Raw genomic sequence first — 25,879 nt, forward strand, 5'->3', positions numbered from 1 at the left:
ATACTATTCTCCAATTGCACTCGTAATATATTAAAATTTTTAAGGCTTACTTGGAATAATTTAAATGGTAATCTCTGAATCCGGAATACTTAATCTGATTGTAAAGTCTTTTAAAAATAATGCAGGGATTTTTTTAGGAGCTGGTTTTGATTTTAATTCAGGCATACCTTTAGTTAAAGGTGAGTTTGGCATTATGAATTTAATTCTAGACTGCTTACCAATGACGGCGTCAGAGAAAGAGTTAATTATTAAGTCTTCAAAAATGCCATTTGAGGCGTTTTTTAGTATTTTAAACAAACATAGCGACACAAGCTTACTGTTAAATATTTTTGAATTAGGAGAACCATGTGAGAATCATGACCTAATAGCAAAAGCTATAAAAAAAGGCTTAATTACTCATATTGTAACTACAAACTTTACAAATCTATTAGAGGTAGCTCTTAATAATAATGGGCTTATTGAATCTGAAGATTATCATGTACTCAGAAATGAAGTTGAGTTTTTAAGTTTCGACTTTGCCTCAAGCAAGCCAGTAATTACTAAAATTCATGGATGTATTACAGACAAAGAGAATCTGGTTATAACTATTGAGAAAGTTGCTAAATCTATATCATTTGAAGCTAGAAAAAGGGTTATAAATAATCTAACATCTTCTACAGCCTTTTCAGATTTTATAGTTATGGGATATAGCTGCTCTGATATATTTGATTTAACTCCCATTTTTAAAAATAATGTAATTAGAAATAATATTATTCATATTGATCATATCAAACTTCCTTTTAATAGAATAGTTTTCAAGTGCACAGATATAAATACAGCAGATAGTATTTATCATAAAGATAGTAAGGGGCATTGGATAAAGGGAGATACAAATAATTTAATTAATTATTTATCAAGTGAATTAGGTTTTAGTCTATCAGTATATGAATCAAATTTGAAACAACATCAATCTATGACGATGTCCATCATAAGAAAATGGGCTCAACAAGATAATTTCTTTGTATTAAAATATTTTATTGCTGGTGAGTTGTTAAATAATTCACATGGAAAAAAGCATGTTTTCAAATTTTATAATACTATACTTCCTACATTAGTTGAAAAAAAATTGCTTAAGGAAGAGTGTCAAGTTAGAGGTCACTTAGCTTATCTATACTCTTCTAACCATCCCGAGGAAGCTTACTCGCACGCTATAAAAGGGCTGAAAATTGCTAAAAGTTTAAATGATCGCGAACTAATTGGCATTCATTATAGACATATTGGGGTTATTCAACGCCAGAGAGAAGACTTTGAGACATCTATTAAAACTTTTACAGAAGCTCTATATTGGTATCCTAATAATGATACCTTCGAAGGAAAAATTCATATGGAGTTAGGAAAAACTCTTTACAAACTTAAAGATTTTAATGGAGCAATGTTACATTTTTATAAAGCCCTTAAAATATTTGACTATTTAGGAAGCATAATTGACAAAGGATGGAGTTTGGGTAATTTAGGCAATATTTATTTGTATTATTATAAGGATTTTGATAAAGCTGAAATTTTTTATAGAGAGGCTTTAAGTATCGCAATAGATGTTGGACATAAGTTCAATATCGCAGTTTGGACTGGAAATTTGGGAGTTATGTATTTGGAAAAAAATGATTTAAACTCTGCTATTGATTACTTAAATACTGGACTTAATCTGTCTATTGAAACATGTAATTTAATTCAACAGATTAAGATTTTAGATAATTTATCTATATATTATTCTAAATTGGGCGAAAATGAAATTTCAAGTAATTATTTAATGGAATGTAACAACCTAAAAGAAAGACTACTATAGAAAGTAGCACTTAGCTGAATGCAACAACAACCAAAATATGCAAATTAATCTGAATCAATATTAGTTTGATCTAATACTACAAAGCCGGTGTTTGTCAACATAGTTGTCACCTTTTTACGAACTAGGCGACTCTCATTTCATCAATCGATTTAGGCGCTTTTAACGGATTTAAAGTCGTTGGCTTAACTAGCGTACAATTTCTTACGGCTCGGCTCCCCCAACGAGTAGGGTTAAGACTTTTAGCGTGTTCTATCGTCTGTTTCCGTTTAGCAAGTATCTCTTTATCTTTACCTGTATGACGCTCATTAGGGGTTACAAAGCGAAGCCAAGCTTGCCACCATCATTGAGACCAGCGGTCTCCCAGAGCGCATCCAGCTTTTTTCTGAGCACCAGTAAAGCCGCTGTTTCTGCTAAAGCTTTCTCTTTGCGATTAAGCTCACGCTCTAGTTTTTTAATCTTTTTGCGGTCAGCTTGTTGTTGTCGTCTGCTTGCTAAGCTTTGTTTCTGTGTTTGGTTAAAGCCTGATAAGGCACCTGCTCGCCATGCTTTGATTTGTTCGACGTATAGGCCTTTACTGCGGCAGTATTCGCTAAGTTCGGTCTCTGTCAGTCTGCTGGTTTCTATTATGGTGGCAAGCTTGGCTTCGCTTGACCAGTTGTCGGGGGTGTTTTTATTGCCGGGCATGGGCTGTCCTTGCTTTTGGGCTTGATTGCGCCAATTATACAGGGTCTGTAATCCTATGCCTTCACTCCTTGCAGCTTGGGCTACACTTAAGTTATGTGGTGGCGATAGTTTGCTTAGTATCGCTTGCTTTCTCTCTTCACTATATCTTGGCATCATTATTCCTTGTTGCCCCCATTTAGTTTATTCTTAGGGGGTGACAACTATCCTGACATAGGGGGTTGGCGTGGTGCTTTTCATACTCAGGAAACCGTCCTAGCTAGCTAACCAAAACACTACCGGCCTATTCTTAATGTATGAAACCACCCTTTAAGTTTTATTAATCTATATTTAAAAAGATATTCAAAGTGTCACGAAAAATGTGTACACTACTATTATTTAGTATAAGAGAATATCTCATGAAAAACTTACATGCACTAACATCAGGTTTATTGATTGCAACCCTTAGCTTAGCCGGCTGCGGTGGTGATGATTCATCAGGCACTCAAAAAATAACCAGTAGCAAAGACACCTCAAACCTTACCGTTAGTGGCATGGTTAGTGATAAATCAGGCAACCCTATCCAAGGCGTGACCATTCAAGCCGCTGACAAGACAGTGACTACTGACGCCACTGGAAAATATACGCTAGAGTTAGCAGATATCGATGCAGACGACTCAAGCATAATCATCTTAATTAAAAAAGATGGCTATATGACTACTGCTAAAGAAATTAATGCAGTGACAAGTGGTATCTATACTGTCGATGTCATCTTGTCTGCTGACCAAGTTACTACTGAGTTTTTCAGCAGTAATGGTATCAATCAGCTTCAAGTATCAGGCGCCACTGTTACTATTCCAAGTAATAGTATTGTGACCGCTGATGGTAAAGACTACATCGGCAAAGTTAATATTGCCAGCAACTACTACAATCCTGACTCAGTTGAAGGTGCTCAATCTTTTGCACAGCCCTTTGCTGGTCAAGACAAAGACGGCCGAAATGAGACAGGTCTGGTCACCGTTGGTGTGATTGATGTGAAATTGACTGACCCTAATACAGGTGCCAAGCTCAATTTAAAAGAAGATACTAGAGCAACACTAACCTTTCCAGAAGCCACCACCGATCAAGATTTAGCACAAATACCATTATGGTATTACGATGAAGAGCAGATGATTTGGATCAAAGATGGTGTCGCAATACGTCAGTCTGACGGCACCTATCAAGGACAGGTCACTCACTTTACTTTATGGAACCTCGACATTGCTGTGCTTGAATATTCAGCACTGGTGCAAGGCTGTTTTGTTGAAGAAAATACTCAAAAGCCAATCGCTGGTGGCATCGATGCCATGATAAAAGGGCGCGGCTTTGTTAATTACGGCAGTATTGATGATGAAGGCAAATTTAGCGCACGTGTGCCTATCAATACACCGTTGACGTTAGCACCTCATTACAATAAAAACAGCTTCAACGCCGTTGATATTCCTGCGTTAAAACAAAACACCATTTACAAGATCAATAACGGTGATTGTATTACTGCCAAAGACCCTAGCTCAGATGATGTCTTTACCTATGTCGATGTGTTCCAGACGCTACCACTGGTACCTGTACCAGTAACGCCAAACCCGCAACCTAAGCCGCCTTTAACGACTATCGATCCGAAGCCTGTTGATACTCAAGCCGGTATCATTGGTCATTTTTTCTACTTTGATGAGCGCTATAATGGGACTAACACTGAGCAATTAAATGACGTCCATTTAGAAAGCTTCCGTGCGACAAACAGCAATACCATGGAATTCATTGAGCAATCCCTGTACAACAAAAGCGACTATATCAATGATAATGTAGAGGACACGATTGAATACGCCCTAACAGTAAATGGGCTTGAAGCGAGATCAAAATCTACACTTATCGCTGATAATAACTTCCGAAAAGTTGAGTGGTATAAGACCACATATAACAATAATATTCTCACTCAGCGATTAAGTAACGGTGCAACTTATACTTTCAAAATGAAAGACGTATCAATTGCTAATCAGAAAATTGGAGATGTGTTTGCACTTGAGAATATCGACGACGAGTATATTTCAGCTGAAACTCTTGAACGTCTAAATAACTTACCGAATCAGCTAAGTGTGTTTAATAACAACGCCACTTGTAAAAAGCTCGTTTCAATATCGCATGGTGATATACCTTATATCGATTTTGAAACTGACAGTATTAGCGATAATGGCTTTGATGGTAGTTATAATACTGACCTACTTGAAGGGACATGGGCAGGTATTCCATGGAAGGCATCATCTAATAAAGATGAGTATGAAGATAATACATCTAGCGCCTATGTAAAATATGACAATAAAACTTATTACGGCATCTATTACTGGCCAGGCAGTGAAACACTGACAGAAGCTGATAAAAATGAGTGCGCTCTTTATAATGATGCAGCAAAAGAACAAATTATTGCGGCATTAAAAGAAGCCTACCCTGCGCTATAAGTTGCACTAAAGTCAAACTCAAAGATAGATTATTATAAAACCGCTCATAGCCAACGCTATAGGCGGTTTTTATTTTAAGGAGATAGTTATATCTTTGATATCAGTCATATATTAGACGTATCTTTTAATGGTAAAGAGATTTGTAATATAACCTATGATGGATAATTACTTTTATATATTCAGCCAAGGTTGGGTGGAGGTAAGCACGATAAAAATTAATGCGTGAACTCTATGCAAACCAGACTTAAATTTAGACGTCGATAACTGTTTAATATAGTAATTATCTGATCGTTGTTTAAGTCTGATAGATAGATAGCTAACTGTCTGTATTAATATAGCGGAATCATTGTTAAAATAGCCTTGACTATTTATTAAAGCCTATTTCAAAAGGATGTGTCAGATGTCATCATTGCCTCGGATAAAACTGCTGACCTCTTTTATGGCAAGCTTGCTAAATATGGTAAGCTTGCCTGTATTAGCGCATCCCTCTTATAATTCACCTGTTATGAATGATCGTACAATCTCTATCACCAACCTTGATATAAACCCGTTTGCAAATTTCAATCCTAAGCAAAAGCGTAGTTATGACCTGCTCATGCGCCACTTTACACAGTGCTATCAATACACTATTGGGCCTTACGACAATGAGATATTAAATAGCAATGTCGAGGTGACTATATACGAAAAGCACAATAGCGCCTGTGGCGGTGACCCCCACACCTCTCCTCGTTTTGCCTCTTACGTCATCGACAAGTATGGTCGTATCTTTGAATATAGAACCACGGATGACACCTATAACCTAAGGTATCAGTATATTGAAAAACCAGTTTGGATTAATGATGTCACTCGTTTTAATCATCCCACTAAAACGGTGCTGGATAAATATGGTATTGACTTACAACGGCTTGAAAAGCGTGCGGACAATACCTTTGTCATCTTTTATGTGTCCGACACCCCGCTATTATTAAAGTCTGGCAAAGATACTTTAGATGCCTATGCAGGCCTACGCCAGCAACTATTTAACGAGCTATTAGCCGCCAATGGAGATTGGGACTTTATGATACGCCTAGAACACGGAGGTGAGTATTATATTGAGGGTAGAAAACGCAAGATTATTGATGAGGACAGTTATCTATACCCGTTCCCTGCTAATTAAACCGAGAACCCTTCGTAAAAGCATCATAAGCTCAGTGCTATGGATTTTATCAGGATTTGTTTAGAAGTCGATATGAGCTATTAACAAGTCGCTATACCTATCTTGCAAAACAATCGTAAAAAAGTAAGTCGCACCTTGTTGATAGTGTCGACGATAATGCATAACGTCATTAGAGTGTAGAATGTGTGCTAACCATAGCAAATATTACGTTATAGATATTAAATGTTGAGTCTCGTACCTCGGTAATCACCCAAAAAAAGAATAACATGTAGAAATAGAAACTAGCTGCTAAAATACCAATTACACCTAAAGTTACATAACGTTTTTCATGAGCTATTTCACCAGTTTCTCTAACTCATCAACCGCCTCCGCAAAGTCTGAATATTCCGACTCAATAAGACTATAAAGGTTTGCGGTTTTTCCCTCTGTCGTATTATTGACATATCATCCCGCCCTTTTGGATAAATAACGATTGAAAAACCTCCATTGCTATGTTGAGCAATAGGGGTTTCATTGTTAACTAATGGCTTAATGAATATCAAACTTAAAATTAAGTCTAACCTGCTGCTGCACAAGAGTGCCAAAAGAGGTTTAGCCCTGATTGCAGCGGATATACTGCTAGAGTTGGCATACTGCGTTGCTTAGCTTTGTCGTGGCGACGTGAAGCAAGCGACACGACAAACTATAGCAAACGCATTGCCAACACTGGCAGATAGTAGCGTAAAGCAGGAGTAGCTGCCATTGCTTTAACTACTTTAACTACCGCTCTTCCTTTAATTGTTTGTCTTAAAAGCCCTTTTTTTGATCTCATAACCCTCTGTTTTGGCCTCATCGTATATCACGAGGAGTTTGTTCTTAGAACTGATAGGTTAATGCGGCTTTAAAGTTACGACCTGGTTCATAGTCAGTTTGATAGCGCACGCCATTAGCTGACATATTCGTACCTAAGTTACGTGAGGCATGATCTGCATAGGTTTCATCAAATAGATTATAAACCCCGAAAGTTGCTTTTAAGCCTTTGACCTGTTTTGGTGTGTAGCTCATAAATACATCATGAACATCATAGCTTGGTTTTTTCGGATCATTGCCGGCTGTTTTTGGTGTGAGAGAGCTAACAAAAGTACTGCGCCATCCAATTTCCATTTCATCACTTGGTTGAGTCGCCAAGTTTAGCATGACTTTATCACCCGTATCTCGGTATAAGTTATAGCCGGTTTCTTTACCGTTACTGCGGGCACGAGCATAGCTTAGACCAATATTATAATTGTCAGCGCTATAGGTGGCAGAAACTTCTCCCCCTTTGATTCTGACTTCTTCATCTTTATTTAAGGCGCCATTACAACGACCTCCAGGTAGCCCTGTTTCACAGTCTATACCCCCTCTGCCACCCGGTAGCACTCGTACAAAGTCAATATAGTTCTCTAAATCTGTCACAAAGTATTTTGCACTGAGCTGCAAAGTATCATTTGCTGTATTGAGACCGCGCAATGTTGTTGTAAAACCATCTTCTGAGTTATCCCCTTCTTCTGGCTTTAAATTACGACTTACAAAAGTATCTTCCCCATTACGGTTATATAATACTTGACCTAAGTTAGGACCATTAAATAACTCGGTATAACTTACAAACACAGTTGTATGCGGCGCAATATCATAGCTGGCAGCTAAAGCACCGACAACATTATTATATTTTTTACCATCAGCAATATATTTTGGTGACTCATAGCGGTCGTAACGTACCCCTGGAGTCAGCGTTAACTTATTCAAACGCCATTGATCCTCTAAAAATACTGATGTGCTTTTCGCTTCATCTGTACCGTGAGTTGGACGACGTGTGCCAAAATCTTGTCCATCAAATTTAGATTCTTTTTTATAATGTTCAACGCCTGTGATAACCCTGTGTGAACCAAAACTTGAATCAACTAAACTAGTGTTTTGAATTTTACCCCCTGTTGTTTTAAGACTTGAATCAAAATTACGGTGCATTTCGGTTTTAGTTTGATACAGATTAGCATCTATATCGATCAGGTCATTCGATGGGTCGAAGTTGTATTCAAGCGTATAGGTATCACGCTTAACTTCTTGTGGGATAATAGGGTTAAAACTCTGATCGCCCTGTGTCATTGGAAAATCTGGACGTAGGGGATAGTCGCCCGTATTTTTAGTACGGCTAAAGCTTGCTTTGATATGTTGATCTGGTGTGATATAAGTGCCTGCTTTTAACAATATATTTTCGCTTTTACTGTCTTTGGTTTGAATTTCATCCCCTTTCCCATCTTCCCCTGCTTTGGCATCTCGTCTGCCATAATAAGCCAATAAATCAACATCTTCAGTTGGTGCGGCAAATAGTGTCGCAGCGGTTAACCACTCATCATTGTTATCCGCATACCCCACATGGACTTTGCCGCCCATTTGCTGATCAGGCGCCAATAAATCAGCAGCATCAACCGTACTAAATTGCACAGCACCACCTAATGCGTGGTTGCCTAGTGTGACTGAGTTATTACCCACGGCAACTTCAGCCTGCTTTAGCAAGTCAGGGTCTAGTGTAATATCACCCATATGATAGAACATATACCCTTCTTGACGGGCACCATCAACAGTTACTTTTAAATCCGTATCACTCATTCCACGGATTTGCATACGTTGAGTAATGGCTGACGTACCACCCACATCAACACTAGGTACAGCACCCAAAAAGTCACTAAGCATACTGGCTTGCTGTGCAGGTAAGTATTGATCAATATAAACAGCATCATTTTGTACCCTATCATGCACGGAGCGATTGGCTGTCACCGTTATGGTTTGTGCGGTCATAATAGGTATATCGCTATTTGTCGTCGGTGCTGCATTTGAAGCTTGGCTAACGAGTACCGTTGTCACTCACAATGCTAAAGGAGATAAACGATAAGAAATTGATATAGACATATGACTTACTCTCAATAAAATTCATAGACTGCACTAAAGTACTTACCGGATAGGCCAGATACAGATAGTAAATAATAGACAAGTACGATAGTTTAGCGCTGTCTATGACAAGGGTTGACTGTGTTTGAGGAGAAATTTTTAATAAGAAAACGTAAGCTTAAAACAACAGTTTATAATAAGAAATACTTAAACGTTAATGCGAATCATTATCATTTGTATTAATAATTGCAGATTGTAATCAATTGTTTTATTAATTTCAATACATAAATTTATGTAATCAATCATTTAACAAAAATATCTTTTTAACAGGCTATTTATATAAATTAACTTAAGTGTTGACTTGCGCAACATTGACTTAACATATATATTATTCATACTGCTCTTAATTTTTAATTTAAAGCGCAGATTTATTTAGGCAAATGACAAGGACGTTTCTGATTATCCCCCTCAACTATTGGCATACGTTTTGCATCTTTATCATTCAAAGTTCAACGAATTCATAACGCCATTTACTGAACTTCTTGTCACACTTAAATCGTTTATTTTTCTCTTTATTTCAAATAGCCAATTAGGAAGCCAACATGAAATACCCTCTTTTTAAACTCAGTTTATTAGCGGCAGCAACTCTAGCCGTCACAGCTTGTGGTGGTGGTAATAAAGAAACTGCTGCTAGTAATGGTTCAGAGGCCGCAAAAACGCTTATTTACTGTTCAGAAGGGAGTCCCGCTGGTTTTGATCCTGCCCAATACACCGCCGGTACAGATTTTGATGCAAGCTCCTACCCTATCTATAACGGATTGGTTGAGTTTAAACGTGGTGAAACTGAGATTCAGCCGGGTTTAGCAGAAAGTTGGGAAATTAGTGATGATGGAAAAACCTATACGCTACACTTGCGAAAAGGCGTGAAGTTTGGAAAAACCGATTATTTTACGCCAACACGTGACTTTAACGCGGATGATGTGGTCTTTACATTAAAACGTCTGACCGATCCAGAGTTTGAGTTTAACAAAGCCTATCAAGCTGAATTCCCCTACTCTGTCGATATGGGGCTACCCGAGAACATTGCTAATATCGAGAAAGTTAACGACTATACCGTTAAAATCACGCTCAATGAAGTAAATGCACCGTTCCTGCAGAATCTAGCCATGCCATTTGCTTACATAGACTCTGCCGAATATGCACAATCCTTATTAGATGCCGGTCATGCTGCTGACATAAATACCAAGCCGGTGGGTACAGGACCATTTGTATTTACCTCTTATCAAAAAGACTCACAAATTCGTTATACCAAAAATCCAGACTACTGGAATAAAGACGATATCCATATCGACAATCTTGTCTTTGTCATTACCAAAGATTCTGCGGTAAGGGCTCAAAAAGTGCAGGCTGGCGAATGTAACGTATCGGCCTATGCCAACCCTTCTGAAGTCGAATCTGCTAAAGCGTCAGGCAAAGCCAATGTCCTTGAACAGCCCGGATTTAACGTTGGATATATTGCGTATAACACGGACAGACCAGAGCTTAGTGATCTTCGTGTGCGTCAAGCGCTTGATATGGCGATCAACAAAGACGCCTTAATTGATGCGGTTTATCAAGGTGCGGGTGTCAAATCAACTAATCCTATGCCACCATCGCAGTGGGGCTACAATGAGACCTTAAAAGATGCGCCTTATGACACAGCTAAGGCCAAAGCTATCTTAGATGAGGCAGGTGTTAGTGGCTTTGAAACTGACTTATGGTATATGCCCGTTCAACGCCCTTACAATCCTAACGCCAAGCTAATGGCTGAAATGATACAAGCTGACTGGGCTAAGATTGGGGTTAAAGCCAACCTTAAAACCTTTGAGTGGGGTGAGTATCTAAAACGCGCCAACAAAGGTGAGCATGATGTGATCCTAGCAGGCTGGACGGGCGATAATGGTGATCCTGATAACTGGTTAGGTGTCTTATTATCGTGCGATGCGGTAAATGGCAATAACTATGCACGCTGGTGTAATGAGGACTTCGATAAGTTGGTGATGGACGCCAGAGCCATTACTGATCAAGACGAGCGTATTGAGAACTACAAACAAGCGCAAGTTATCTTCAAAGAACAATTGCCTTGGACCACGGTAGCCAACTCAGTTGTAACCGTACTAACAACGCCGAATGTTAAAGACTATAAAATTAGTCCATTGGGTTCGATTCGTTTTGATGGTGTCGATATTGAGTAGCTACTTATTAACTACTTAATAGTTGCTGACTATTTACTGAGCAATTAGTTAATGATTACTAAGCAATATTTTCAGTAATTAAGACACCAATAATGTTAAGAACCTTACCCAGTAAACCTATCAATCGATAGCTAGGTAAATTGGCTGGTTCAGACAAACTCTGTTCCAGCCTTTTTTATATTTAGGACTGACACATCATTGACTTGTAGCGACTGCTAATCATTTATTGACGCTGATTGTATGGAATCTCCATCAGGCGCAGTATATAACGTCCAGTCGCATGTCACTTGTCAAATATTGTTTTGCGTCAATACTAATTATGTCAGTCCTAATATTATTGGTGTCCATATCTCTAAAACTTCTGATACGTTACCTTGTTGACGTGACGTTTATAGCAAACTCATTCTTCTAAAATTCGAGCTTACTCATGCTATTGTATATTCTTCGCCGAATAATGATTCTTATCCCCGTTTATATTGGTCTCACTCTGTCCACCTTTACCCTGATACGCCTTGTACCGGGTGACGCGGTAGAAATTATGATGGGTGAACGCATGGTTGATCCTGAAATGCATGCACAGGCCTTAGCCCGACTAGGACTAGACAAACCTTTGCCTATCCAGTATTGGGATTATATTACCGGTATCTTGCAAGGGGATTTCGGTGCCTCTTTTAGGACCCGAACCCCTGTTTTACAAGACTTCTTTGCCCACTTTGTGCCAACGTTAGAATTAGCGCTATGTGCCATTGTCATCGCCAGTATCGTTGGTGTCAGCCTTGGAATTTTGGCAGCATTGAGACGGGGGTCTTGGCTTGATTACACCCTTATGTCAGGGGCATTGGCTGGTTACTCAATGCCTATTTATCTATTAGGCCCTATCTTGACGGGTATATTTGCACACTATTTAGGATTGCTTCCTGTATCAGGGGTCATCTCTGTCGCTCAGTTTTTGGATGTTAAGCCTCTATATGGCTCTTGGCTATTGGGCTCACTGTCCTCAGGCATTCCTGGAGCTTTTTGGAATGTGGTAAAACACTTTATTCTACCTTCTATCGCGTTATCAACAATTCCTTTGGCTATGATTGCCCGTATGACACGCTCTGCCATGCTTGAGGTGTTGGATGAAGACTACGTGCGCACTGCAAAAGCCAAGGGCTTATCTCCGAAGCGTGTCATATTAATTCATGTGATGCGAAATGCTCTTATAACTGTCGTGACCGTTATTGGCTTACAGATGGCGACCTTATTGGCAGGGGCAATTATCACGGAGACAATCTTTAGTTGGCCAGGTGTTGGCAACTGGCTCCTCGATGGGTTCTTCACCCGAGACTATCCCATCGTTCAAAACGGTATTTTGCTGGTGGCAACGGCGCTAATCTTAGTGAGTTTGATGGTGGATATTTTATACGGGCTCATCAATCCTCGTGTACGTCATACCTCCTAACTCAATAGGTCGAGCAAACAACCCTAGCAATCTTAAATAAAAGCATTTGAAAATAGGAAATCTTGATGAAGCCTACCGTACTTATTGAAGATGAAGATCTTCTCTCTGCCAACCCACCCTCATCGATGCGACTGTTTGTGTCAACATTTTGTCGTAACCGAGGAGCGGTCCTAGGTCTATTGGTATTAATCATTATGGTGATAGTGGCACTATTAGCGCCTGCCATTGCTCCTCATGATCCCTATGAGCTATATACAGGCCAAGAGCAACTGCCACCATCTTTTTTTAGTGGCGGCGATGCTCAGTTTTTTTTAGGCACTGATGACGCCGGCCGTGACACCCTTTCTCGGGTCATGTATGGCGCCCGCTACTCCTTATTTATTGGGCTAAGCGCCACAACATTAGCTATGATTTCGGGGGTCAGTCTTGGTCTTAGTGCTGCCTTTTGGCCTAAGATCTGGGGTAAGGCGGTCATGTTGGTCAATGATATTTTGATGTCTTATCCAAGTCTATTATTAGCGATTATCATCGCTGCGATATTAGGGCCGTCAATGACCAATACCATTATCACTATTGCCTTGGTATGTACGCCACCTTTTATTCGCTTAACCCGTGCAACAGCTATGGTTGAACTTCAACGTGAGTATTTTGTTGCCTCAAAAGTCATGGGTGCTAGTGTCATACGCTTGCTATTTATCACTATATTACCGAACTGTATGGCACCTTTGATCGTACAAGCAACGATGATATTCTCTTCTGCTATTTTGGAAGCAGGTGCTATTGGTTTCTTAGGTTTCGGCGTTCAGCCTCCTGATGCTGAATGGGGAGCAATGCTAGGTACTGCCCGCCAATATATTCAAAGTAATGTGTGGTTGGCAATCTGGCCTGGTTTAGCGATTTTCTTAGCGGCTTTGTCCATTAACCTAACCGGTGATGGCTTACGTGATGCGCTTGACCCTAAATTAAAGCAGGTATCCTAATGAGCCGACTTACGACACATACTACGACACATACGACGAAAAATGATAAGACCACTGCAAATAATGCTGATGAGTTTAATAATTATCCAATGAATGACGCTGCTATGACTAAAGATACCAAACCTCTTTTGCTTGATATTGACAATCTATCAGTGACCTTTGGTAAAGGCGCACGTGCCTTTCGGGCTGTCGATGATGTGTCACTGCAACTTCATCAAGGCGAAGTTCTAGCTGTAGTGGGTGAATCAGGCTCTGGGAAATCAGTCACTATGATGGCATTAATGGGTCTACTACCATCAAGTGCGACTGTCGCTGCTAATAAGATGCAGTTTGATGGTAAGGATATGCTTACCCTTAACGACCGTGACAGACGTCAGGTCATCGGTAAAGATATCTCTATGATTTTTCAAAACGCCATGTCTTGCCTTAACCCAAGCTTTACCATTGAATTTCAGATAGCGGAAGTGTTAAAGACACATTTAGGACTTAAAGGTGACGCGGTTCGTCAGCGTATATTAGAACTGCTAGAGTTGGTTGAGATTCCTGATGCTAAGAACCGACTAAAAGTATATCCACATCAACTGTCAGGGGGAATGAGTCAACGGGTTATGATCGCCATGGCGCTGGCTTGTGAGCCCAAACTCCTGATTGCCGACGAACCAACTACCGCCCTCGATGTCACCGTTCAAGCCCAGATTATGGATTTATTAAGTCGTCTGCAACGTGAAAAACAAATGGCGATGGTACTCATCACTCATGATCTTGGTTTGGTCTCACAAAATGCGCGCGATGTCGCCGTCATGTATGCTGGTCAAATGGTTGAAACCAATACCGTTCCCCATATTTTTGAACAACCTGTGCATCCCTACACCGAAGCACTACTGCAAGCCATACCTGAGCTTGCCATCGGACAAGCTCGGCTTAACAGTCTACCTGGTGTGGTGCCCAGTCAGTATGATCGACCTAAAGGCTGTTTGCTATCACCTCGGTGTCCTTATAAAGAAGAGGCCTGCGAGGTACCGCCGCCGATACTAAAGACTGAACACGGAAAGGTACGTTGTATCCACACCACTCTCCCAACCAAGCCTACTACAACACCTTCACAGAATGACCCTGCGTCAATGGGGAGCTTAATATGAACTCGGACAAAGTCGTTTTAAAAGCAGAAAACCTACATAAGCACTACCCAGTGTCTCAAGGTATCGGAAAACCCAAAGGGCAAGTTAAGGCGTTAAATGGGATATCCTTCGAGCTTAAAGCGGGGAAAACCTTAGCAGTCGTCGGTGAGTCAGGATGTGGAAAATCAACCCTTGCTAGACAGTTGACCTTAATTGAGCAGCCCACCCAAGGTCAGCTTTTTATTAATGACGTCAATACCACCAGCTTTGGTCGCCGCGCGCTTAAAAAAATCCGTACTGAAATTCAGATGGTATTCCAAAATCCTTATGGCAGTCTCAATCCTCGCCATACGATTGGGTATCAACTGACAGAACCTTTAGATATTCATACCAATCTTTCCGCGAATGAGAAAAAAGAAAAAATACATAAGATGATGCGCCTTGTGGGTCTACGTCCTGAACACTCAGGTCGATACCCGCATATGTTTTCAGGGGGTCAAAGACAACGTATCGCCCTTGCCCGCGCTATGATGCTTAATCCAAAGATTGTGGTGGCTGATGAGCCGACTTCGGCACTTGATGTGTCCATCCAAGCTCAGGTACTTAATCTATTTATGGATTTGCAAGACGAATACCATACCGCTTACGTCTTTATTTCGCATGATTTGTCCGTCGTTAGGCATGTGGCAGACGACCTTATGGTCATGTATCTCGGTAAAGTTGTCGAGCATGGCCCAAAAGAAGCTATCTATAACAATCCAAAACATCCCTATACCATCGCCTTGTTAAGTGCCGCTCCCAGTATTCATGGGCATAAAAAAGCATTAACATTAAAGGGGGAGCTTCCAAGTCCATTAAATCCACCTTCTGGGTGTGCACTACATAAGCGCTGCCCTTATGCAACAGCAGAGTGTGCGCAAGTTGAGCCTGAATTGCGGGAGTGGGAGGAACGGTTGGTGTCGTGTATTAGACTGGAAGAGATATATGCGTAACTACAGATAAAAGTTAAATTAGGGTCTGTTGCACAAAGAGGTGGTTCATTTAGCATCCTTTGATTAGCGCTTAAAACGTTAATGATACCTTTTCTATAAAACAACCTATCTTTTTCAGTCTCGCTGAACCTACTATTTTTAGCGTATGCACGCGTCTTCCTCGATAGGTTAATTTCTAGATTTGATATAACTTTATTTTAACCGATATGTTTTTGCGCCATATAAAAAAAGCAGCCACCTAATTAGGTAGCTGCTTTTTAATTTAAGACTCTAAAGTCTAATGATATCAAAGCAAGCTAAATAGATTAACCAGCTTGGTTAACATCATAACGATCGGCCATCATAACTTTGTTCCAAGCGTTCACGAAGTCTTTGACAAATTTCTCTAAGTTATCGTCTTGTGCATAAAGCTCTGCATAAGAGCGTAAGATAGAGTTTGAACCAAAGACTAGGTCAACACGCGTCGCTTCCCATTTCATATTACCCGTACGACGTTCACGAATAATATAAGATTGAGCAGCAGTATTATCGGTCTTAACAGGTTCCCAAGTGTAATTCATATCCGTTAAGTTAACGAAGAAATCATTGGTTAACACACCTGGGCGATCGGTAAATACACCTTTATTACTGTGACCATAATTAGTATCAAGTACACGCATACCACCGATTAATACGACCATTTCAGGAGCAGTTAGACCCATTAACTGAGTGCGATCCAATAGCATCTCTTCTGGAGACACCGCATAGTCTCTCTTCACCCAGTTACGATAGCCATCGTGTAAAGGCTCAAGGTCAGAGAAAGAATCAACGTCTGTCATCTCATCTGTCGCATCACCACGGCCAGCTACAAAAGGTACTTTGACATCAACGCCAGCCTCTTTAGCCGCTTCCTCAATCGCAGCATTACCACCTAATACAATTAAATCAGCTAGGCTAACTGGTTTATCAAATTCAGACTGAATGCGAGTTAAAGTATCTAATACACGTTTTAACTGTTCAGGCTCATTACCAATCCAGTCCTTTTGTGGAGCAAGACGAATACGAGCGCCATTAGCGCCACCACGATAATCTGACTGACGATAAGTACGTGCGCTATCCCAAGCCGTAATGATCAGCTCGCGTCTTTCTAAACCGCTGTCTAGAATTTGAGCGCTTAGTTTAGCGATATCATCATCGGTTAAATTAGCATTGCCCTCTGGGATAGGATCTTGCCAAATGAAGTCTTCAGCAGGAACATCTGCACCTAAATAGCGAGACTTTGGACCCAAATCACGGTGCGTCAATTTAAACCAAGCTTTGGCGAATACTTGATCAAAATACTCTGGATCGTTATGGAACTTCTCAGAGATTTTACGATACTCAGGATCTTTAATCATGGCCATATCAGCATCTGTCATGATTGGGTTACGGCGTACACTTGGATCATGAGCATCGACTGGACGGTCTTCTTCAGCGATGTTAACAGGTTCCCACTGCCAAGCACCGGCAGGGCTCTTAGTAAGCTCCCAGTCATACTTGAATAATAAGTCAAAGTAGCCATAGTCCCACTGCGTCGGATGAGTGGTCCACGCACCTTCAATACCACTGGTTACCGTGTCGCCCGCATTACCTTTACCTTTAGGATTGCGCCAACCTAGACCTTGCTCTTTCACATCCGCAGCTTCTGGCTCATCTTCTAATAATGAAGCATCGCCATTACCGTGAGTTTTACCTACTGTGTGACCACCTGCTGTCAAAGCAACTGTCTCTTCGTCATTCATAGACATACGGCCAAAGGTCGTACGAATATCAGCAGCGGTTTTCAATGGATCAGGATTACCATCCACACCTTCTGGGTTCACATAGATTAGACCCATCTGCACGGCAGCAAGAGGATTTTCAAGACTTTCACGTTTGGCATCATCTTCATAACGGTTTTTAGTTTCTGCCAACCATTCACGCTCTGAACCCCAATAAATATCTTTTTCTGGGTGCCAGATATCTTCACGGCCACCAGCGAATCCTAATGTTTTAAAGCCCATTGACTCATAAGCCATATTACCCGCTAGAATCATAAGGTCTGCCCAAGATAGCTTGTTGCCATATTTGCGCTTAATAGGCCATAACAATCGACGGGCCTTATCTAAGTTTGCGTTGTCTGGCCAGCTGTTTAAAGGCGCAAAACGTTGATTGCCCGTACCTGAACCGCCACGACCATCCGCACGGCGATAAGTACCTGCCGAGTGCCACGCCATACGAATCATTAAGCCGCCGTAATGACCCCAATCCGCTGGCCACCATTCTTGCGAATCTGTCATGAATTGTTTTAAATCTTGTTTTACCGCTTCCAAATCTAACTCAGAGAATGCTTTGGCATAATCAAAGTCTGGATCCATTGGGTTGGTCTTTTGATCATGTTGATGCAAGATATCTAGGTTAAGCGTGTTTGGCCACCAATCAGTGACTGAAGACGCCTTAGTGGTGTGCGCTTGATGCATTACAGGACACACGCCAGCACTTGGACGTTCAGGAGTATGGGTTTGATCCGCATTTTCGCTGTGAATTGTAGGACCTTCACCATTCCCTTGATCGTAAGTGGTGTTGGTGTTTGGGTTGTTTTGGGTATTATCAGTATTAGACACTTTTAATTTCCTATGATGGTTTGGAGCAATTTAATGCTCTGTTTTCAGTTTAGTAGAGATAGTCCACTCCTCAGTGAGCCTTTTCACCAAACTGTTGGTTAAAGCGTTGATTTTATGATCGTTACTATAAGTTCAGATTATGTATGTGGTATTACAAGAATCGACAAGCTTTCTCCCTTGCCTATCCCTTAACAAACAAGATATACCAGACGTCACCCATAGTGAACTTTATATTAGGAAAAACTATGATTGATTTATTAAATCATCATTCTAATTTTGATATTTTATATCATATAATCGACAAATGTTCTATAATTTATTTTTAATTACCAGTCAACTTAGGTGAATGCTTGGATGCCTGTTTTGTACGCCTCAAAATAAGAGCATGAATATCATGAGTGCCTTCATAGGTATTAACGGCCCCTAGATTCATGGCATCACAACAACAATATTTGAGGTTAAGAAATGTGCCCCTAGGGTGTGTTTACCAGATGGCAGTGAGCACTTTGAGATAGCATTAGTTGGAGACGTCTATACAGCGACTGACGTTGCCGCTAATGCTATTCAGACTTATCATAGTTATCCAATTACTATCACAGAATATTCAGTCCCAGAACATATCCAAGAGTCTCCTATACGTATGCTCAGTGGAGGTTTAGGGCTTAGACTTTACTTGTTAATTATTTTGCCTATTATGTTTGTCGCTTGTATTAAGGAGACAAACTGTGCGGCGTAATATTCTTCTCATATTCTTGCATATTCCGTAGGTTTGCGTGGCGCTTCCAAAACTCATACTTTCATAATTGAACATAGAGGTTAACGTGGGCCCTGACAGAAGTGATAGAGGGGTTCAGTATTTATCCATTCGCTATACTGATAAGATGGCTGATTCTGGCGTCATTGCATCTGTTGGCACGACAGGTGATCTACTCGAGCACAGCTCTCGCCTTGCAAAGCTAAATCGATACTTAAACGATTCTTAACCCGTCTCAGGTTTAACAAAACACGTTTGCATAGTACGATTGGTTATGTGTGGCCTTTTGAGTTTGATAGACGATGCTATGATAGTCTTAGTGAGTCAGACAAAGCTGCCTGACTCAAGTAATCCACTCTCCGATATAGTCAGGGCGGTTCACTTGAAAAAATATTTAAATAAACTCCCGTCTCACATCCATAATCCGTGCCTCAACCACACGCTGAATCTTGTCTTCAATCTGACTAAATTCGGATTCAATCTCACGCTTGTTTAGCCCTACCACCACAAACGTCCATTCACTGGCATCATGACGGTTACGCTCACCGCTTTCACACACCGCTACCGCAGGATTGCGCCCAAAACGCTCATGCAATCCGCCCATACGCATCCTCTTTTCTTTTAATGAACCACAACCAGGAAGTGAGAAAGTCAGGGTTAAAATTCCGATTGGCATAGTTGTCTCCCAAAATATTAAATTTACTACTGTATCCTAGCTTATTTCATACTCAGCCACACAATCCAATATGATTTGTAGATAAAATTTCTGTGAACTGTAATCATTAGTTACTAACCAAATCTAACCAGTTGTAAAAAAATTTGGCTAATTGCTTATCAATAGCACGCTTAAGTATTTATAGAAAGGCTATTGTTGATAGAATGGCCTTTTTTGTTATCCAGATGGGTTAAAATAGCCGTTTAGTAAAGTGTCTTTCGCTTTGCTCTCAAAATTTATATACTCTTTTTTTATCTCTTATCTTGCAAGGAATGTCTATGACGACATCACACTCACCCAGACCGCCTCATCAAGAATCGTCGTCACAACCGCATAACCCCGATGTTCAGACTAGCCCAGACAACAGCCCCAAAAATCTAGCTGCCACCTATGTCAAGGGTATGGCGATGGGCGCTGCAGACATCGTACCCGGTGTGTCCGGTGGTACCATTGCACTGATTGCCGGTATTTATGAGCGCCTTATTAATGCGCTGGGCAGTATTGGTCCAAGCTTATGGCATGTGTTTCGTGAGCATGGCGGATTAAAAGGCTTAATGGCGATTTGGCGTGAAGTCGATGCGACGTTCTTATTGGTGTTGATGTTAGGTATCGTCACCAGCTTTGCCACATTAGCGGGCATGATTAAATACCTGTTGGACAATCAGCCCCTATTTATCTGGTCGTTCTTCTTTGGCCTAGTAATGACCACCGTAGTCATTTTGCTGGCCGAGATTAAGCAGTGGAATATAACCCGCGGCGCCTTATTTATCTTCGGTATCGTCGCTGCTGTCGGTGTTAGTAATATGCCGATACTAAGCACGGAGCCTAGCCTTCCTTATATCTTCTTTGCTGGCGCGATTGCTATTTGTGCAATGATTTTACCTGGAATATCAGGCTCCTTTATATTACTGCTGCTTGGTGTTTACGATGCGGTATTAGAGGCAGTGCATAACTTTAATCAACCTGTCATTGTCACCCTGATGGCCGGCATGGTCACGGGACTATTGCTATTTACCCGCGCATTAAAATGGTTATTAGCACGTTATTATCAAGGCACATTGGCCTTGTTAACTGGCTTTATCGCAGGCTCTTTGGTCAAGGTCTGGCCTTGGAAAGTCGATGCGTTAGGCGCGTTAAATACTGAGGCTGTACACAATGTGGCACCATGGAACTATCCTGCCGGCGCGCAGTGGTTCACCACTATTGGTTTAATGATTTTAGGTGCGGTATTGGTATCAGCATTGTCGTGGTGGGGACAGCGTACCAACGCGAAAAGGTCATAATCCACCTCTAAATTGCCCTATAACACCTGCTCTTAAATACAGAGATTTATAGCTAGCAAACAAAAAGCCATTTCTAAATAATAGGAATGGCTTTTTTGATGTAAACAGTGCTATTTTACTTTGCTTTTAGACCCCAATTTGCATGACAATACATATAACAATCGCTCGCAAACCTATAGAATCAAAGACCATCATGACTCAAATCACCTACACTCAGCAGCAACTTACTACCCGACTATGCGTGCGCTGCGGATTATTACTCATGCAATATGGCGCTGAGTCAGCCGTCGTGGTGGATTTATCAAAGCGTCTGGGACTGGCTCTTGGCATGGACAGCGTCGAGTGTGCGCTGAACTTTAATGCCATCACCTTGACCACTATCTACAATGAGCGCTGCATTACCACCACTCGCGATACGATTAACCAAAGTATTAACGTTAATTTATTGGTGCAGATTCAGCAAATCGTCAATAAGACCGAAGAGACGCCCTGTAGTGGCGAGTTGGTGGTAACGACCTCACGTGCGCTTGATGAGCTTGATAAGACGGTCTACCCGACGTGGCTCGTAGCCATATTCGTTGGCTTATCTTGTGCTACTTTTGCCTATCTAAATGGCGGCGGATGGATGATTTCGGTAGTGACCTTTATGGCTGGCATGGTGGCGATGTTCACCCGTATCTTCCTGTCAAATCATCATTTTAATCCGTTTATTACGGTCATCGTAACTGCCTTTATCGCCTCATTAATCGGTGCGACTACTTATTATCTAGATATTGGTCATAATGCCGATATTGCTGTGGCCTCAAGCGTGCTACTACTGGTGCCTAGCTTCCCTTTGATTAACTCGTTATCTGATATTTTAAAGGGCTATGTCAATATCGGTATTGGACGTGCAGTCTTTACCTATATGTTGACATTGTCATCGTGCGTGGGTATTGTCATCGCGCTGATTCTACTTCAAATTCAGCATTGGGGGTTTTGATATGTGGCTTATTGAAAGTGCAATACTCGCCTGTATTATCACCCTAGGTTGGACGCTAATGTTTACTGTGCCCAAACGCTATATTTTGCCTTGTTTGTTAATGACGGCGTTTGGGTTTGGCTTAAAGACTGCACTGGTTCATGAAAATGTTCATTTGGTCGTTGCAAGCTTCTGCGGTGCGATGTTATCGAGCTTCTTGGGCGTTTATTTTTCCAAAAAATACACCTTGCCACCCAAGGCGCTTATCTCGCCTAGCGTTATCTGTATGATGCCAGGTATCGCCGCTTATAAAGCCATGGTCAGCATGGTGCAAATTGGCTATTTTGGTTTCTCAGACGCGTTATTTAGCCAGATGATGATTTATCTGTTTGAAGCGCTGTTTGTCACTTCAGGCTTGGTATTAGGTATCTCTATTCCAGGACTGCTATTCTATCGCCGCCGGCCTATTGTGTAATAACCGAACCTGTTCTAGTGACATGTCAAAGCTGAAGCAGATAATATATCAAAGGTATTGTTTTGGTTAAGGATAAGCAATTCAAGTAAACACTAGGCTCAATAACCTTTACAATTAATCCATCTGACAAGCGGCGTTGGATCTACTCTACTTCTAGACGCTTGCAAACATTGTTAATCTAATATCATTCGCTAAACTACGGCATTATTTGCTATCGAGATAAGCGACATCATATTTTTGATCACAAATAAAAAAGGACTCATTATGAGCAGACACTATGACTATATCGCCATTGGCGGCGGTAGCGGCGGCATCGCTTCTATCAACCGAGCAGCCATGTATGGCAAAAAATGCGCCATCATCGAAGCCAATCATTTAGGTGGCACTTGCGTTAACCTCGGCTGCGTACCCAAAAAAGTCATGTGGTATGGCGCTCAAGTAGCCGAAGCCATGCACAAATACGCCCCAGATTATGGCTTTGATGTTGATGTTAAAAGCTTTGATTTTAGTAAACTGGTAGAAACACGCGAGAAGTATATTGGTAATATCCACCGCTCTTATGAGACCAACCTGGCCAAAAATAACGTCGAAGTTATCAATGGCTTTGCTAAATTTGTCGATGCCAAGACTGTTGAAGTCAATGGCGAGCACATTACAGCAGACCATATATTGATTGCAACCGGTGGTCGTCCTATTATGCCTGATGTTAAAGGTGCAGAATACGGTATTGATTCAGACGGCTTCTTTGCATTGACCGAGCAACCAAAGCGGGTGGCTATTGCTGGCGCAGGCTATATCGCCGTAGAGGTTGCCGGTGTATTACGCAGTCTAGGCTCTGAAGTTGATTTGTATGTGCGTCAACATAAGCCACTTCGCTCATTTGACCACAGCATCACTAACCTATTACTCGAAGTCTTTGAGCAAGACGGCATTCGTCTACACACTCATAGCCAAATTGAAGAAGTCACCAAAAATGATGATGGCAGCTTAACTATCCGCCTAGCAGACGGCAACGAGAAAACGGTTGATTGTTTAATTTGGGCAGTAGGTCGTGAGCCTTCAACCGATACCATTAACCTAGAAGTTACTGGCGTGAAGACTAACTCAGCGGGTAAAATCAAAGTCGATAAGTTCCAAAATACCAACGTAGATGGCATCTATGCCGTTGGTGACATTATTGAAAATAGCATCGATTTAACGCCTGTGGCCATTGCTGCCGGTCGTCGTCTGTCAGAGCGCCTATTTAATAACAAGCCAAACGAGCATTTAGATTATAGCCTAGTACCAACGGTTATTTTTACACACCCGCCTATCGGAACCATTGGTCTGTCTGAAATACAGGCGATTGAGCAGTATGGCAAAGATGATATTAAATGCTACACCTCAACCTTTACCCCAATGTACAGCGCCGTTACTCAGCACCGCCAAAGATGTACCATGAAATTGGTATGTTTGGGTGAAGAAGAGAAAGTCATCGGCCTACACGGTATTGGCTTCGGTGTGGATGAGATGATTCAAGGCTTTGCAGTCGCTATTAAAATGGGCGCTACCAAAGCCGACTTCGATAACACAGTCGCTATTCACCCGACCGGTTCTGAAGAGTTTGTGACCATGCGTTAATGGTATGTAGATTTATATAATTTATTAGTCAAAAGTCACTCAAATCTGAGTGGCTTTTTGCTATCTGTCTCTCTCTATGCAACTGCTTTTGATAAAGAATAGTTAATCACTCTTTGTGATTTTAATAACATTAGCTGGTCTTATTTGATATAGTTAAAAACCTGATAATACGTTATGTATTTTTAAAAAGCCCTACCTCCATCAATAACAAAGCCACCTAGCACAAGGCCGTTTATGAACAATCAATCACCAGAATACCGCCGCGATAATCATAACCAAACCCCAAACGATGAGCAGTCAAAAGGAAATATGATTGGCAGCTTTTTATTAGGTATGGTGGCTACCTTATTAATTGGCGGTGGTATGTGTGTGGCTATGCTATCTGATATAGGTGGTGGTAGTGGTAGTGGTAGTTATGAAGAGGAGGATATCGATGCTCAATCGCTTAGTGTGCTGCAGCAAAATCAGCAACAAGCACTCAAAGCAGACAGTCCTGCCACAGATAAATGGCTCTATGCACACGTTCTAAAAAATGCTGAATTGCGGGAAGCACTAGAGCTTGATCTCAGCAAAGAGCAGGCCCTCGCTCAAGCAAAAGCACTCACTGAACAAGCCATTGCAGCAAATGAAGTCAACGCGATTTATGAGAGAGGCTTTGAGCTGATTACTCAGGCATTTATGCTGCCAGACTCTGATACTGATACTGATACTGATACTGTGGATAATAGTTATAGCTATCGTACTGATACTATTAATGATATCCATAAAATGGATGCTGGCATTCAGCTTATCGCGCAAGCTGTTGAGCAGCAATGCGACTTTCTAGTGATTGATACGACGGATAAATATGACATTATCAATGCCATAGAGTCTGGTAATGGGCTTCAATCTGAAGTGTCTTATTACCTATCAAGTATCATGGCCAATCCGGCGCTACAAGATGCCCAAATGCGTTATAAAATTATGGCGTTGTATATATATGATGAGGCTAAATGCGATGGTAGTGTTTATCAAGACCAGCTTTTTCAGCGTCAAGCATTAGCGCAGACAGAGATTTATAGTCTTGAGCATCGTGCCTTTGACTATGTATTGGCACAAGCGCTACAAATTGAATCATTACAAAAATCCATTCGCATTAATATCAATGAGGCAGATTTGCCACAGTTTGAGCAAATAACCCAAGCAATAACTGAACAATATAAAGCGCTCTTCGATACCACGCCTCAACAAACACCTCTTCGTGAAATTGATTCAAATGACAGTCATTGGGCAAGTAGCAGTCTGCTCTTTTAACTTGATATTTTTAGAATATAAGAAAGGCAGAATCTATTTATATAGATTCTGCCTTTTTGTCTTTAGTGAAAGTCGAGCTTCGTTAAAGCTTATTTAATCAGACGAATATTGAAAGGCACTTCAAAGTGGTCACCGCTTGAGCATTTAACAGCACCCATAACGCAGAATGCTAAGAAACCAAGTCCCAAGATACCCATGGAAAATAACTCATATTTCTTGAGTCTTGATAGACTACAGCAGGACCAGTAACTTTAGTAACTGTACTATTTGTTTTGTTCTTAGAGCCATCTACTGAGTTTGTTGTAAATTTATCTTCGCTTAATGCCTACCTTTTTTAATGATATTAAGCGCTATA

Annotated in this window: 17 protein-coding genes and 1 pseudogene; 13 read left to right on the forward strand and 5 right to left on the reverse strand. The window is 41.0% G+C overall.

Annotated features, from left to right (window positions below; genetic code table 11):
• The first annotated feature begins 64 nt into the window (after positions 1 to 64).
• Positions 65 to 1,822, forward strand: coding sequence for a tetratricopeptide repeat protein (locus AC2SLM_RS01680; protein WP_486551587.1), 1,758 nt, complete (start codon positions 65 to 67; stop codon positions 1,820 to 1,822).
• Positions 1,823 to 2,134: 312 nt separating this feature from the next.
• Here AC2SLM_RS01680 and AC2SLM_RS01685 read toward each other — a convergent pair whose 3' ends face one another.
• Positions 2,135 to 2,659 carry a transposase gene (locus AC2SLM_RS01685; RefSeq protein ID WP_486551589.1) on the reverse strand — a complete coding sequence of 175 codons (525 nt, stop codon included), beginning with the start codon at positions 2,657 to 2,659 and terminating at the stop codon, positions 2,135 to 2,137.
• 242 nt (positions 2,660 to 2,901) lie between these two features.
• On the opposite strand from AC2SLM_RS01685, the gene AC2SLM_RS01690 reads away from it, so the two are divergent.
• The gene (locus tag AC2SLM_RS01690; protein ID WP_486551590.1) at positions 2,902 to 4,974 is read left to right on the forward strand and encodes a carboxypeptidase regulatory-like domain-containing protein; all 2,073 of its coding nucleotides are present in this window, start codon (positions 2,902 to 2,904) and stop codon (positions 4,972 to 4,974) included.
• Positions 4,975 to 5,374: 400 nt separating this feature from the next.
• Positions 5,375 to 6,130, forward strand: coding sequence for a hypothetical protein (locus AC2SLM_RS01695; protein WP_486551592.1), 756 nt, complete (start codon positions 5,375 to 5,377; stop codon positions 6,128 to 6,130).
• A gap of 855 nt (positions 6,131 to 6,985) precedes the next feature.
• On the opposite strand, the gene AC2SLM_RS01700 is transcribed toward AC2SLM_RS01695, so the two are convergent.
• Positions 6,986 to 9,010 (reverse strand): TonB-dependent receptor domain-containing protein, encoded by a 2,025-nt coding sequence (locus AC2SLM_RS01700; RefSeq protein ID WP_486551594.1) that lies wholly within the window; start codon positions 9,008 to 9,010, stop codon positions 6,986 to 6,988.
• A gap of 626 nt (positions 9,011 to 9,636) precedes the next feature.
• Between AC2SLM_RS01700 and AC2SLM_RS01705 the strand changes: the two genes are divergently transcribed.
• The 5 genes from AC2SLM_RS01705 to AC2SLM_RS01725 all read left to right on the forward strand — a co-directional run bounded on the left by AC2SLM_RS01705 (position 9,637) and on the right by AC2SLM_RS01725 (position 15,802).
• On the forward strand, positions 9,637 to 11,268 hold the full coding sequence (locus tag AC2SLM_RS01705; protein ID WP_486551596.1) for an ABC transporter substrate-binding protein: 1,632 nt from the start codon (positions 9,637 to 9,639) through the stop codon (positions 11,266 to 11,268).
• A 427-nt stretch (positions 11,269 to 11,695) separates the two neighbouring features.
• Positions 11,696 to 12,712 (forward strand): ABC transporter permease, encoded by a 1,017-nt coding sequence (locus AC2SLM_RS01710; protein WP_486551597.1) that lies wholly within the window; start codon positions 11,696 to 11,698, stop codon positions 12,710 to 12,712.
• Positions 12,713 to 12,777: 65 nt separating this feature from the next.
• Positions 12,778 to 13,692 carry an ABC transporter permease gene (locus AC2SLM_RS01715; RefSeq protein ID WP_486546538.1) on the forward strand — a complete coding sequence of 305 codons (915 nt, stop codon included), beginning with the start codon at positions 12,778 to 12,780 and terminating at the stop codon, positions 13,690 to 13,692.
• Positions 13,692 to 14,831 carry an ABC transporter ATP-binding protein gene (locus AC2SLM_RS01720; RefSeq protein WP_486551599.1) on the forward strand — a complete coding sequence of 380 codons (1,140 nt, stop codon included), beginning with the start codon at positions 13,692 to 13,694 and terminating at the stop codon, positions 14,829 to 14,831. The genes AC2SLM_RS01715 and AC2SLM_RS01720 overlap by 1 nt, the downstream gene beginning before the upstream one ends.
• The gene (locus AC2SLM_RS01725; protein WP_486551600.1) at positions 14,828 to 15,802 is read left to right on the forward strand and encodes a peptide ABC transporter ATP-binding protein; all 975 of its coding nucleotides are present in this window, start codon (positions 14,828 to 14,830) and stop codon (positions 15,800 to 15,802) included. The genes AC2SLM_RS01720 and AC2SLM_RS01725 overlap by 4 nt, the downstream gene beginning before the upstream one ends.
• A 305-nt stretch (positions 15,803 to 16,107) precedes the next feature.
• Here the strand turns inward: AC2SLM_RS01725 and katG are convergent, their stop codons facing one another.
• From katG to AC2SLM_RS01740, 3 genes and pseudogenes are all read right to left on the reverse strand, one after another.
• Positions 16,108 to 18,279, reverse strand: coding sequence for a catalase/peroxidase HPI (gene katG, locus AC2SLM_RS01730; RefSeq protein WP_486551722.1), 2,172 nt, complete (start codon positions 18,277 to 18,279; stop codon positions 16,108 to 16,110).
• 482 nt (positions 18,280 to 18,761) lie between these two features.
• A pseudogene (locus AC2SLM_RS01735) lies at positions 18,762 to 18,856 on the reverse strand (hypothetical protein); the annotation flags it as partial.
• 715 nt (positions 18,857 to 19,571) lie between these two features.
• A complete protein-coding gene (locus AC2SLM_RS01740) occupies positions 19,572 to 19,853 on the reverse strand; it encodes a DUF503 domain-containing protein (RefSeq protein ID WP_486543334.1) in 282 nt (93 codons plus the stop codon).
• A 317-nt stretch (positions 19,854 to 20,170) separates the two neighbouring features.
• On the opposite strand from AC2SLM_RS01740, the gene AC2SLM_RS01745 reads away from it, so the two are divergent.
• The 5 genes from AC2SLM_RS01745 (at position 20,171) to AC2SLM_RS01765 (ending at position 25,524) form a co-directional block, all read left to right on the forward strand.
• Positions 20,171 to 21,175, forward strand: a complete 1,005-nt coding sequence (locus AC2SLM_RS01745; protein ID WP_486551601.1) for a DUF368 domain-containing protein — start codon at positions 20,171 to 20,173, stop codon at positions 21,173 to 21,175.
• 193 nt (positions 21,176 to 21,368) lie between these two features.
• On the forward strand, positions 21,369 to 22,157 hold the full coding sequence (locus tag AC2SLM_RS01750; RefSeq protein ID WP_486543330.1) for a threonine/serine exporter family protein: 789 nt from the start codon (positions 21,369 to 21,371) through the stop codon (positions 22,155 to 22,157).
• 1 nt (position 22,158) lies between these two features.
• Positions 22,159 to 22,611 (forward strand): threonine/serine exporter family protein, encoded by a 453-nt coding sequence (locus AC2SLM_RS01755; RefSeq protein ID WP_486543328.1) that lies wholly within the window; start codon positions 22,159 to 22,161, stop codon positions 22,609 to 22,611.
• 264 nt (positions 22,612 to 22,875) lie between these two features.
• A complete protein-coding gene (gorA, locus tag AC2SLM_RS01760) occupies positions 22,876 to 24,231 on the forward strand; it encodes a glutathione-disulfide reductase (RefSeq protein WP_486551602.1) in 1,356 nt (451 codons plus the stop codon).
• Between the two features lie 234 nt (positions 24,232 to 24,465).
• A complete protein-coding gene (locus tag AC2SLM_RS01765; protein WP_486551604.1) occupies positions 24,466 to 25,524 on the forward strand; it encodes a hypothetical protein in 1,059 nt (352 codons plus the stop codon).
• Positions 25,525 to 25,879 lie beyond the last annotated feature (355 nt).

It is taken from the genome of Psychrobacter sp. CX16 (assembly GCF_057396245.1).